This window comes from Lonepinella sp. BR2271 (genome assembly GCF_051851515.1).
Classification (GTDB): Bacteria; Pseudomonadota; Gammaproteobacteria; order Enterobacterales; family Pasteurellaceae; genus Lonepinella.
On sequence record NZ_JBPDVF010000001.1, the window covers coordinates 127,734 to 140,764 of the forward strand.

Here is a 13,031-nt window from a genome sequence, read left to right on the forward strand (position 1 = left end):
GTTGAGTAGCAGAGCATGAAAGATAAACATAAAATTCCTAAAATTTGTTAAATTAGCGTCTATATTACTGATTTAGCGCATTCTGTCAAAGGTTTTTTAGTAAAAAATATCAAAAAATGTAATGATATAAAAATATTGTTTATATAAAAATCTATGAATTGGAAAATATTTAGTGTTTTATCTTAATTTTATTTTCTTTTAAGGTAGGTTTGTGCTGAAAATATTTAACCTTTAGATAAGGATTTTTTCTAAACATCAGTCTGTTGAGCTTTTATTTGATCAACAGACTGATTAGCGTCTATTTTACTTCTTTAAACATAATTTCACCCGGAATAACCGAGCCTTGCCAATATAATTCACTGGCGACTTTTTCGGCAAGTTGCAAATAAGCCTGCTTAATGTCAGGGTTAGATTCAGCAATCACAGTTGGGGTGCCTTTATCTAAATCTTCCCGCAAGCAAATATGTAACGGTAATTGCCCTAGCACATTGACTTGATATTTTTCCGCAATTTTTTCTGCGCCGCCCGTACCAAAGATGGCCTCATGATGACCGCAGTTTGCGCAAATGTGCATAGACATATTTTCTACAATGCCTAACACGGGTACCGATACTTTATTAAACATGGCAATGCCTTTGATTGCGTCAAGTAATGCAATATCTTGCGGTGTCGTGACCACAACGGCGCCTGTGACGGGGATTTGTTGTGATAGGGTAAGTTGAATATCCCCCGTGCCTGGAGGCATATCAATTACCAAATAATCTAGCTCATTCCACAGGGTTTCATTTAGCAGTTGATTTAACGCACTGCTTGCCATGGGGCCGCGCCAAATGGTGGCATTGTCCTCCGCCATTAAATAACCGATAGAGTTAGTCTGCAAATCATAAGCCTGAATCGGTTGCATATGTTTGTTATCGGGTGAGGTCGGGCGTTGATGTGGCACGCCAAGCATGTGCGGAATGGAGGGACCGTAAATATCCGCATCTAAAATCCCCACCTTTGCGCCTTGCGCTTGTAACGCTAACGCTAAATTGACCGTCGTAGTGGATTTTCCCACCCCGCCTTTGCCAGAACTAATGGCAATAATGTTTTTAACCCCTTTGACTGCGGGGTGATTATTGGCACGTTTTAATGTGGCAATTTGATAATGTAATTGCCATTTCATTTGTTGGGCTTCTGCTATGCCTAACAAATTTTGGCTAAGCGTGGTTTTTAACTGCTCAAATGCCGTGTTCCAAGCAAAAGGCATTTGAATTTCGATCCGCAACACATCTTGCATTTTTTCGATTTTTTTCACCGCACTTAGGGCAATTAAATCTTTTTGCAAGGTTGGGTGAGTAAACTGTTTAAACAGTTGAATGAACTCTGTTTGTTGTTTTTCAGTAAAATGAGGGGAAAATTGGATATTCATTATCTTTCCTAAAATGAAGTCGCTTAAATACCCGACTATTTAACCACGATATTTAGGTGATGTTAAGCAAAGAATGGTTTTATTGCGGATGAACTGGATAAAATACCCCAAATCAGGTAAAATCACCGCAATTTTCACAGTGTTCTGTGCCAGTCAATTTTCTAAAAGGTATTTTTATGTCTACTCAACCAAAACGTCAAATTCTTGTTACCTGTGCGCTGCCTTACGCCAATGGCCCCATTCATTTAGGCCACATGTTAGAACATATCCAAGCGGATATTTGGGTGCGTTTCCAACGTATGCGGGGCAATGACATTCATTTTGTCTGTGCCGATGATGCCCACGGCACGCCGATTATGTTGAAAGCAGATCAAATGGGGATCACGCCTGAACAGCTGATCGATGAGGTGCATACTGCCCATTATGCGGATTTTTCGGGCTTTAATATCAGTTTCGATAATTATCATTCCACGCATAGCGAAGAAAACCGTGAATTATCGGAAATGATTTATACCAAATTGAAAGAAAACGGTTTTATTAAAAACCGCACCATTTCCCAATTATTCGATCCTGAAAAAGCCATGTTCTTGCCCGACCGTTTTGTGAAAGGCACTTGCCCGAAATGTAAAGCACCCGATCAATATGGTGATAACTGCGAAGTCTGTTCGGCGACTTATAGCCCAACAGAATTAATTAATGCCCGTTCCACCGTATCAGGTGCCACGCCAGTGTTGAAAGAAAGTGAGCATTATTTCTTCGATTTGCCAAGTTTTGAAAAAATGTTGCAAGAATGGAACCGCTCAGGAGCGTTGCAATCGGAAGTGGCGAATAAAATGCAAGAATGGTTTGATGCGGGCTTGCAACAATGGGATATTTCCCGTGATGCGCCGTATTTTGGTTTCAAAATTCCAAACACCGAAAACAAATATTTCTATGTGTGGTTGGATGCCCCGATTGGCTATATGGCATCGTTCAAAAATCTCTGTGATCGTGAACAGATTGATTTTGATACTTTTTGGAAGAAAGACAGTTCAGCAGAACTTTATCATTTTATCGGTAAAGATATTATGTATTTCCACAGCCTATTCTGGCCTGCAATGCTAGAAGGGGCAAACTTACGCAAGCCAAGCAATATTTTCGTCCACGGTTATGTGACGGTGAATGGCGAAAAAATGTCAAAATCTCGTGGTACTTTTATTCAAGCGGCTACCTATTTAAAACATCTCGATCCTGAATGTTTGCGTTATTACTATGCGGCAAAATTAAGCAGTCGGATTGATGATTTAGACTTAAATTTAGAGGATTTTGTACAACGGGTGAACGCCGATTTAGTCAATAAATTAGTGAATTTGGCCTCTCGTAATGCAGGCTTTATTCAAAAACGTTTTGATGGCAAATTAGCAGCAAAATTGGAAGATCAAAGCCTATTTGACGAATTTACCGTACAATCTGAGCAAATTGCTGAATTTTATGAAAGCCGTGAATATGGCAAGGCGATTCGATCGATTATGGCATTGGCGGATAAAGCCAATAAATATGTGGACGACAAAGCCCCGTGGGTGATTGCTAAACAAGAGGGTAAAGATCAGGAATTGCACGAAGTTTGTTCCATGGGGATTCAATTATTCCGCATGCTAATGGGCTATTTAAAACCCGTACTACCAAAATTAGCCGAACGGGCGGAGCAATTCTTGCAAGCGGAATTAACGTGGGACAATTTGAGTCAACCGTTATTGGCACATCAAATCGCCCCATTCAAAGCCTTATTTAACCGTTTGGATATGAAACAAATTGATGAAATGATTGAGGCCTCCAAAGCAGAAAATGCGGCGGTGAATAATTCTGCAAATAGTGCAAAAAGTGCGGAGAAAAACACCGCAGTTTCGAGCGAATTTGAACCCGTAGAACCTGAAATCAGTATTGATGATTTTGCTAAAATTGACCTACGTGTGGCCACCGTTTTACATTGTGAAGCCGTACCAGAAAGCAATAAATTATTGAAATTCCAATTGGATTTAGGCTTTGAACAACGCCAAGTGTTGTCGGGTATTAAAGGGGCGTATAGTCAACCTCAAGACTTAATCGGTCGCCAAGTGATTATGGTCGCTAACCTTGCCCCACGCAAAATGAAATTCGGTATCTCCCAAGGCATGATTTTATCGGCCGGTACAGGCGGAGCGGATTTATTCTTGTTGGATGTGGATAACGGGGCAAAAGCGGGCAGTCGGGTGAAATAATTTATGACAGATAGTCATGGGTAGACGTGAAAGTCTGCCTATGATAAGTGGGTAAGGTTAAAATAGAGGGAAATACGATGCAAAATATATTACATTTTTGGAAAGATATTGAGATTTTTAATCTGCCTGATTTTAATATCAGAAAGGAAAATGCCTATCCGATAAAGAGTGATGAAGATCTGCCTTGGTTGAAAGAAAAAAGACCAATAAGCAATAATAAAAAATGGTCTTATATTCTTGTTTTTGGCAAAATTTCTCAGCAAGCGGTGATAGAACATATTAATGGTTTATTACCATGTCAGGAAAAAAATGATTGGGATGAGCAAGTCAATGGTGACACATGTCTTGCGACCTTGACGTTAAATGAAAATGGGATTACAACGGAGAAAAGTTTTACTTTTGCTAGTTATTTGGCGGGGCTTAATTGTCTTGAAAAAGAGCTGGGTTTGTCGACGATTCCAAATTATTTAACGGCAATGAAAGAGCGTTTTCAAGAGCGTTTGAATAAAACGCTAGATAATAAAATGACATGGACTGAAATTCAACGGGAAGTGGATTTTTTGAAGCAAGAATTACCTTGGCTTCCTTGGGATATTGATGTCTATGTGATAGAAAAACAAATTTCTAAAACTAATGATGAAGACGAAGCTTATTTTATGAATAGCTTTTTCTTGCATGATTTAAATTACATCACCGACCATCCTGCACAATGTAGCCCTACTTTAGCCCAATACCTGTCATTATCCACGCAAGATGATAAAAGAAAAGACTTGCTTGCAAGGAAGTCTGAGCTTTTTGCAACGATTAATCCCGCTAAAATGACGGCTGGAAGATGGCCATCTAAACTCTGTTATGGATTGAGTACGGCGCAACAGGGAGCCGTCAATACTATTTTTTCAGAATTAAGAAATAACGTGGGCTTGCAAGGGGTGAATGGCCCACCAGGAACGGGGAAAACCACATTATTGCTTGATGTCATTGCTGAAATTGTTGTGGATCGAGCCAGAGTTATTGCTGAGCTAGGATATGATAAGTTATTTGGCAAATGGGAAAAACTGAAGAGAGAAAAATTTGGTGGTTTTTATCATTTAGATCCTCAATTACGTCAGAATTTTGGCATTGTGGTGGCCAGTAATAATAATTCTGCCGTGGAGAATATTAGTAAAGAGTTGCCATTAAAATCAAAAATAGACAGTGAAGCTTTCCCGCAAGCAGACTATTTTGCCGATTACTCAACAGGGTTAATTGATAAAGAAAGTTGGGGGATTTTAGCGGCTGCATTAGGTAATGCGATAAATCGAAATAAATTTCAAAATAATTTTTGGAGCCCATCTCGTTTTGAGGGGCTTCTAGAACAAGAAAAGACTAAGCAAGAAAGTGAGCAAGCAACAAACAAAATCATTTTTGATGAGAAACGTCGGCAATTCAATAAACTGTTAGCGGATTTTGAAGAATTTAAAAAATGGGCGACATTATTTCATGAACATGGTGATGAAAACGCTCGAAAAGTATTGCTTGAAAGAGAACAAATTAAGCCGGAATATCTATGTGATGAAACTTTTCGTCAAAAAAGTTTCGATGAAATTCATCTGTTAACCCCTTATCATTCTGAAAAAATTGCCCGATTACGCAGTGAAATTTTTCTCACTGCCTTAGAACTGCATAAATATGCTATTTTAAGCAATGCTAAACAATTCTATTGGAACTTAGAAACCTTTTTTGAAATGATGACGGGACAAGCGAAAGTGAGCGACACTATTGCGGGGCATTTATGGGACAGTCTGTTCTTTTGTGTACCCGTGGTTTCAACCTCTTTAGCCTCGGTGAGTAAATTATTGCCTAATTTAGACCGTAATCAGATTGGTTGGTTATTAATTGATGAAGCGGGACAGGCTACGCCACAATCTGCAGCGGGAATTATTCAACGAGCAAAACGCTGTGTTATTGTGGGGGATCCTTTACAAGTTGAACCCGTTGTGACAATCCCTAAAGGGTTGGTGACGAAATTACGGGCTAATCGACATGTTGATTTAGTGTGGTCGCCTTATGTGGCCTCCGTACAAAACCTAGCAGATCGTATTTCGGCATACGGTACCTATATGGGGGAAGATGATCAGAAAATCTGGACTGGTTTTCCATTAAGAACCCATAGACGTTGTGAAAATCCTATGTTTGATATTGCCAACGCGATTGCTTACGATAATCAAATGGTGAAAGCCGAAGAAGATAAACCTAGAGTGGGATTTATTGGTGAATCTTGTTGGTTTGATGTACAAGGTAGCAATGTCATCAATCGACACGTTGTATTAGAAGAAATAGCATTATTAAAGCAAAAAATAGATCAATTAAAAGAAAATTATCAGGATGAGATTTATATTATTTCACCGTTTAAATCTGTGGCGCAGCATTGTAGCGAGAAATTTAGACAGGATAAGCAAGTTTCAGCCGGTACTATCCATCGTTTTCAAGGGAAAGAAGCTGATGTGGTATTTATCGTGTTAGGTAGTGATCCTAAATCTTCAGGGGCGAGAAAGTGGGCATCAAGTAAGCCAAACATGTTGAATGTGGCATTAACAAGAGCTAAGAAAAGATGCTATGTTATCGGAAATCAATCCCTTTGGGGAGCTTGTCCTTATTACGACACCATGTTGGCAATGCTGAAATAGGGAATGTGAGTGAAAGTGTTGATATTTTAGTCAACTGATTTTCTTTTTTGTGGGCTATACCACAAAATTTGCATAAATCACTTGAAAAATGTTGCTAAACAACATACCTTGTAGTTATCGCAGTAGGTTATTGCAAGGCGAAATAATTCCATTCATCAAGAAGTAAAAAGAGGTGATTATTATGACACTTAATATTGCAAGTAAACAAATGGACATCACACCAGCCATTCGAGCTCATATTGAAGATCGATTAACCAAATTGGAAAAATGGCAAACCCAGTTGATTAATCCGCATTTTGTATTAAGCAAAGTGCCGCAAGGTTTTTCAGTGGAGGCAACCATTGGTACTGCACATGGTAATTTATTTGCCAGTGCAACTTCTGATGATATGTATAAAGCCATCAATGAAGTGGAAGAAAAATTGGAAAGACAATTAAATAAACTGCAACACAAAGGTGAGGCTCGTCGAGCTGATGAACGGTTGAAAGATTCTTTTCAATAAACGTTAAATTTTTAAGCCGACCGATGAAAAATGTACTTTTCATCGGTTTTTTGTTGCACTTAGTAGGGGGTAAAACACAATTTTTGTGATCTCGATTCCAAATTTAACAATGCAAAGTCGCATTATTTTGTAAAATCGCATAGATTAATAGGGCGGAAATCGGTAGAATAACGCCCTTTTATATTGTTTAAAATACAAACAATGTCGTAAGTGTAGCAACGTGACAATAGGGTAAATATGTCAGATAAAATTAATTTAATGAATTTAACTCGCCAACAAATGCGTGAGTTTTTTAAAGAAATCGGTGAAAAGCCGTTTCGTGCCGATCAGTTGGTCAAGTGGATTTATCATTTTGGTGAAGATGATTTTGATAAGATGACCAATATTAACAAGCAGTTGCGTGAGAAATTAAAAGCGGTGGCGGAAATTAAAGCCCCTGAGGTTGCGGTGGAGCAACGTTCTTCTGATGGCACGATTAAATGGGCAATGCAAGTAGGCGATCAACAGGTGGAAACCGTGTATATTCCCGAAAACGATCGGGCGACATTGTGTGTGTCCTCGCAAGTGGGTTGTGCTTTGGCTTGTACGTTCTGTTCTACTGCACAGCAAGGGTTTAACCGCAATTTGACGGTGGCGGAGATTATTGGACAAGTGTGGCGAGCATCTAAAATTATCGGTAATTTTGGTGTCACAGGGATCCGTCCGATTACTAACGTGGTAATGATGGGCATGGGTGAGCCATTGTTAAATGTCGCCAATGTAGTGCCGGCTATGGAAATTATGTTAGATGATTTTGCTTATGGGTTATCTAAACGCCGAGTCACCTTATCTACGTCAGGCGTGGTGCCTGCACTGGACAAACTCAGCGAGATGATTGACGTGGCATTGGCAATTTCTTTGCACGCCCCCAATGATGAATTGCGTGATGTGTTGGTGCCGATTAATAAAAAATACAACATCAAAATGTTGATGGACAGCGTGCATCGTTATCTTGAGGTATCCAACGCCAACCATGGCAAAGTCACCATTGAATATGTGCTGTTAAATCAAGTCAATGATGGGGTGGAACATGCTCATCAGTTGGCGGGTGTGTTGAAAAATACGCCGTGTAAAATTAATTTAATTCCGTGGAATCCGTTCCCTGAAGCGCCTTATGCGAAAAGCTCGAATACTCGCATTGACCGTTTCCAAAAAACGTTGATGGAATATGGGTTCACCGTGATTGTACGCAAAACCCGTGGTGATGATATTGATGCAGCGTGCGGGCAGTTGGCAGGGGATGTGATTGACCGCACTAAACGCACGGCAACCATTGCCATGAAAAAACAATTCGGGCAAGGGATTGAGGTGAAAACACATTAAGCCTGTTATTACAGCCTCTCCCTTTGGGAGAGGATGGAGAAAATTTTGAAAAAATTTTCGGGAGGTGAGGGTTAATGATGTTCACTGTGGTTTATGACCCTCACCCTAGCCCTCTCCCAGAGGGAGAGGGGATTATAAAGGAGATTTTTATGAAATTTATACCGCACTTTTTTATGTTCTGTTCGCTTATTTCACTGACGGCATGCGTGTCACAGCCCGCCGAAGAAGTGGATTTTGATCAACAATCTGCCGCCAAAGCCCGAGTGGAATTAGCGCTAGGTTATTTATCCCAACAAAATTTAGATGCGACCAAACAAAATCTGGATAAAGCCATGAGCTATGCCCCTGATTATTATTTGGTGCATTCCGCTTTTGCTTATTTCTATCAGCAACAGGGCAATGTCGCTCAGGCTCGAGAGGCCTATTTAAAGGCGATTAAATTAGATGATAAGCAAGGTGATGTACACAATAATTACGGCACCTTTCTTTGTTCGCAAGGGGAATTTCAAACGGCTTACGAACAGTTTGATCTTGCGATGACCAGTCCCAATTATTATCGTCAAGCGGATAGCTTAGAAAACAAAGCCTTGTGTGCCTTGTCGGAAAACAATCAAACGGTTTATCAACAAAGCAAACAAGCCTTAGAAAAAATGGATGCAGAACGGGCGAAGAAATTGAAATAATGTAGGGTAGCGGAGCCATAAAAATTCAGCTACCCAAGACGCATTATTTGGAAACAATATCTTGATTATTACGTAAGTCTATATTTTTGCTTTGAGCGGTACGCACACCTGTTGAAACTGCGGTGGAATTGCCTGAATTTTTTGTGGATGGCTGACCATATAAGGCTTTGCGGTAGGTTTCTACCCACATGGCAGTGGCACCGCAAACCGCCACAGGAATCACCACTAAATTTACCAGTGGTACAAACATACACAGGCTAATCAACCCACCGAAGATTAGACTTTGCGTGCGATTTTCTTTGAGTTTTACTCGCATAGTATGGAATGAAATTTTATGATTATCAAAGGGATAGTCGCAATATTGGATAGCCATCATCCAAGCCGCAAATATAAACGTTAAAACTGGCACCACAGATTGTCCAAGCATAGGGATAAAACCGAGTAAAAACAAGGCGATATAAATCGGTAAACTATACACCAATTTTTGCCATTCCCGCACTAACATGCGTGGAATATCTTTGATAAAATCAATCATCGTCATGTCAGCGAGGCTTTCACCGGTCAGCATGTTTTCTACTTTTTCCGCCAATAAGCCGTTAAATGGCGCAGCGATAAAACCTGATAACATGGTAAAGGAAAAATAAAATCCCATCAGGATCAGCACCAAGGACATAATAAACATCACCGAACTGAGCCAATCGAGCCAACTGGGTAAAAAGCCCATTACCCAGTCGATCATGCCACTAATTTGACTGATAAACAGCCAACTCAAGCCGATCATTAACACGATATTGAGTAAAATCGGCATCACCACAAAACGGCGCAAGCCTCGTTGGGTAATTAAATGCCAACCCATAACAAAGTAATGAAAACCCGATTTGACTTCTTTTTCTTCAATCATGCTTTTTCCTATCTTATCCATTTTTATGTAAAACCTTGTACAGGATACAAAGTGCGGTCAAAAAATGCAAATTTCAAGATCCATAATGGCAATAAATATGGTAAGCTAACAATTATTTCTGCTGGTTTGGAATAGGACATATTGCAATGGATCTCAATACAGTTTTAATTATCTTAGGTATTCTGGCCTTAATTGGTTTAGTGGCGCATGGTATTTGGTCAAATCGTCGTGAAAAATCGCAATATTTTGAGCATGCGAATAACTTTGGGCGAGCTCAACACCACCAATCGGTTAACCCCTCAGAACAAAACGAAACAGCGGTGCCAAATTTTGCCCAACCTACCACTGCCTCACCTTTGAATGTGTCGCCACAATCAGCGGTATCGCAACAGACTGTTCAGCCACAAGCCATACAGCCAGTTGTTCCGGCAAACGAGGTACCTGTGGCTGCGCCAAGCGTATCGGTTGGACAAGCGCATTCTGTGGATCAAATTAAAATCACGTTGCCGAATGCTGATTTTAATCAATCCGCCGACGAACCCGTGCATTATGAATATCACCCTGAACCAAAACAGCCGAAAGCTAATATGGCGGACTATACTTTAGCGGATGCCGTGGACTTTGCGGAAACCCAAGCGCAAGTGGATATGACATCACCAGAATTGCGTGTGCAGTTGCAACAGGCCAGTTCACCAATTTCTGAACCCACATTACAGCAACCGATTGATAATCCAAAAACCAGTGAGCCAGTGGCGCAAGCGCAACCTGCAGCGACTGATTTTATGCTATTGTATGTCGTTGCTCCCGAGAATCGTCAATTTTTAGGGCTTTCTATTGCTCAATCGTTGGATAATTTAGGGTTTATTTTAGGCAAAGATAATTTGTATCATCGCCATGTTGATACGGTGGCAAGTCCAGTGATGTTTAGTGTAGCCAATATTGAACAACCCGGTACATTTAACCCCTATGCCATGAATGAATTTTCTACACTGGGTCTTGCCCTATTTATGCAAGTACCGTCACAGGTTGGAAATAACAAAGCCAATTTAAAAATGATGATCCAAGCCGCAAAAAATTTAGCCGAAGAATTAAATGGTTTTGTGTTGACCGATCAACAAGCTATTTTTGATGACAAACAAGAACAAGATTATTTAGATCGCATGTAGCGAAAATTGTCGATTGAAAACCGCACTGTTGAGCGTTCAAAGTGCGGTTTATTTTGTTAATAATTTTAGAAAAGAAAAATAAAATGACGGATATAGCCAAACAAATGAATCAGTTGCGTGAAACATTGCGTTATCACGAATATCAATATCACGTGCTTGATGAACCAAAAATTCCAGACAGCGAATATGATCGTTTATTTCATCAATTAAAAACCTTAGAACAACAATATCCCGAATTCATCACCGCCAATTCGCCAACCCAGCGTGTCGGGGCAAAACCATTATCAGGCTTTAGCCAAATTACCCATGAAATTCCCATGTTATCCCTAGATAATGCGTTTTCCGATGAAGAATTTTATGCTTTTGTAAAACGTATTCAAGATCGTTTGGTGCTATTGCCAGAAACCCTTGAATTTTGTTGTGAACCAAAATTAGACGGTTTGGCTGTGAGTATTTTGTATGTCGATGGTGTCCTTACGCAAGCGGCAACAAGGGGCGATGGCAGCACGGGAGAAGATATTACTGCCAATATTCGTACCATTCGCAATATTCCCTTACAATTATTAACTGACCATCCGCCTGCTCGTTTAGAAGTGCGTGGTGAAGTGTTTATGCCACAAGCAGGCTTTGAAAAATTAAATGAATTAGCTTTAGCCAAAGGGGAGAAAACCTTTGCTAATCCACGTAATGCTGCCGCTGGCTCGTTGCGTCAACTCGATCCGAAAATTACTAGCCAACGTCCATTAATGCTGAATGCTTATAGTATTGGGATTGCCGAAGGGGTGGATTTACCCGAAACCCATTATGGACGTTTGCAATGGCTTAAATCTATTGGTATTCCAGTGAATGCAGAAATTCAGCTTTGTGATGGGGTAGAAAATGTGTTGAATTTCTACCGCACTATTCAACAAAAACGTCCAACTTTAGGCTATGACATTGATGGCACAGTGTTAAAAATTAACGATATTGCGTTACAGCAGGAACTTGGCTTTATTTCTAAAGCACCACGTTGGGCGATTGCGTATAAATTTCCTGCACAGGAAGAAATGACGATACTAAAAGATGTGGAATTTCAGGTAGGACGAACAGGTGCAATTACGCCTGTGGCAAAATTGCAACCTGTTTTCGTGGCTGGCGTAACGGTGAGTAATGCGACCTTGCATAATGGCGATGAAATTGCACGTCTTGATATTGCCATTGGTGATACCGTGATTATCCGCCGTGCAGGTGATGTGATTCCACAGATTATTGGTGTGGTACATGATCGCCGTCCAGCCAATGCAGAATCAATTATTTTTCCAACACAATGCCCCGTGTGTGGTTCGCAAGTGGTGCGAATTGAGGGCGAAGCAGTCGCTCGTTGTACTGGTGGCTTATTTTGTGATGCACAACGTAAGGAATCTTTGAAACATTTTGTTTCTCGCAAAGCCATGGATATTGACGGCGTGGGAGCAAAGCTGATTGAGCAGTTAGTGGATCGAGAGTTTATTCATACGCCAGCAGATTTATTTAAATTGGATCTTTTCACCTTAATGCGATTAGAACGTATGGGACAAAAATCCGCTCAAAATGCGTTGGATAGCCTAGAAAAAGCCAAGTCAACCACCTTGGCACGCTTTATTTTTGCCCTAGGTATTCGGGACGTGGGCGAAGCCACCGCATTGAATTTAGCCAAATATTTCAAAAATCTCACCGCACTTCAACAAGCAGATTTAGAACAATTACAAGCCGTACCAGATGTGGGCATCGTTGTGGCAAATCGGATTTATGTGTTCTGGCGTGAACAACATAATTTAGACGTAGTGAATGATTTAATTGCACAAGGTGTCCATTGGGACGATGTGGAAGAAAAAGACATTGGTGAAAATCCGTTAAACGGTAAAACCGTGGTATTAACGGGAACCTTAACTCAAATGGGACGCAATGATGCCAAAGCGTTATTGCAATCTTTCGGAGCGAAAGTGAGTGGCAGTGTGTCAGCAAAAACCGATATTGTGATTGCAGGCGATTCAGCAGGATCAAAACTGACCAAAGCCCAACAATTAGGTGTCCAAATTTGGGACGAACAGCGGTTTTTGGATTTTGTCGCAGAATATCAGTAAA

General features: G+C 40.4%; 9 protein-coding genes. 7 read left to right on the forward strand and 2 right to left on the reverse strand.

What is annotated here, in order from left to right; all coding sequences use genetic code 11:
• Positions 1 to 298: 298 nt before the first annotated feature.
• Positions 299 to 1,411, reverse strand: coding sequence for an iron-sulfur cluster carrier protein ApbC (gene apbC, locus ACTG7X_RS00665; protein ID WP_439256638.1), 1,113 nt, complete (start codon positions 1,409 to 1,411; stop codon positions 299 to 301).
• A gap of 176 nt (positions 1,412 to 1,587) precedes the next feature.
• Here apbC and metG point away from each other — a divergent pair, with 176 nt between their 5' ends.
• From metG to pilW, 5 genes are all read left to right on the forward strand, one after another.
• Complete coding sequence (metG, locus tag ACTG7X_RS00670) at positions 1,588 to 3,648, forward strand: methionine--tRNA ligase (protein ID WP_439256639.1); 2,061 nt, start codon at positions 1,588 to 1,590, stop codon at positions 3,646 to 3,648.
• A gap of 77 nt (positions 3,649 to 3,725) precedes the next feature.
• On the forward strand, positions 3,726 to 6,314 hold the full coding sequence (locus ACTG7X_RS00675) for a DEAD/DEAH box helicase (RefSeq protein ID WP_439256640.1): 2,589 nt from the start codon (positions 3,726 to 3,728) through the stop codon (positions 6,312 to 6,314).
• A gap of 181 nt (positions 6,315 to 6,495) precedes the next feature.
• Positions 6,496 to 6,816, forward strand: a complete 321-nt coding sequence (gene raiA / locus ACTG7X_RS00680) for a ribosome-associated translation inhibitor RaiA (protein WP_439242885.1) — start codon at positions 6,496 to 6,498, stop codon at positions 6,814 to 6,816.
• Positions 6,817 to 7,053: 237 nt separating this feature from the next.
• Positions 7,054 to 8,178 carry a bifunctional tRNA (adenosine(37)-C2)-methyltransferase TrmG/ribosomal RNA large subunit methyltransferase RlmN gene (locus ACTG7X_RS00685; RefSeq protein ID WP_439256641.1) on the forward strand — a complete coding sequence of 375 codons (1,125 nt, stop codon included), beginning with the start codon at positions 7,054 to 7,056 and terminating at the stop codon, positions 8,176 to 8,178.
• A 149-nt stretch (positions 8,179 to 8,327) separates the two neighbouring features.
• A complete protein-coding gene (gene pilW, locus ACTG7X_RS00690; protein ID WP_439256642.1) occupies positions 8,328 to 8,861 on the forward strand; it encodes a type IV pilus biogenesis/stability protein PilW in 534 nt (177 codons plus the stop codon).
• Between the two features lie 43 nt (positions 8,862 to 8,904).
• On the opposite strand, the gene cysZ is transcribed toward pilW, so the two are convergent.
• Positions 8,905 to 9,762 carry a sulfate transporter CysZ gene (gene cysZ / locus ACTG7X_RS00695; protein WP_439256643.1) on the reverse strand — a complete coding sequence of 286 codons (858 nt, stop codon included), beginning with the start codon at positions 9,760 to 9,762 and terminating at the stop codon, positions 8,905 to 8,907.
• Positions 9,763 to 9,908: 146 nt separating this feature from the next.
• On the opposite strand from cysZ, the gene zipA reads away from it, so the two are divergent.
• Both zipA and ligA read left to right on the forward strand, forming a co-directional pair.
• Complete coding sequence (gene zipA, locus ACTG7X_RS00700) at positions 9,909 to 10,928, forward strand: cell division protein ZipA (RefSeq protein ID WP_439256644.1); 1,020 nt, start codon at positions 9,909 to 9,911, stop codon at positions 10,926 to 10,928.
• Positions 10,929 to 11,011: 83 nt separating this feature from the next.
• On the forward strand, positions 11,012 to 13,030 hold the full coding sequence (ligA, locus tag ACTG7X_RS00705; protein ID WP_439256645.1) for an NAD-dependent DNA ligase LigA: 2,019 nt from the start codon (positions 11,012 to 11,014) through the stop codon (positions 13,028 to 13,030).
• Position 13,031: the final 1 nt, after the last annotated feature.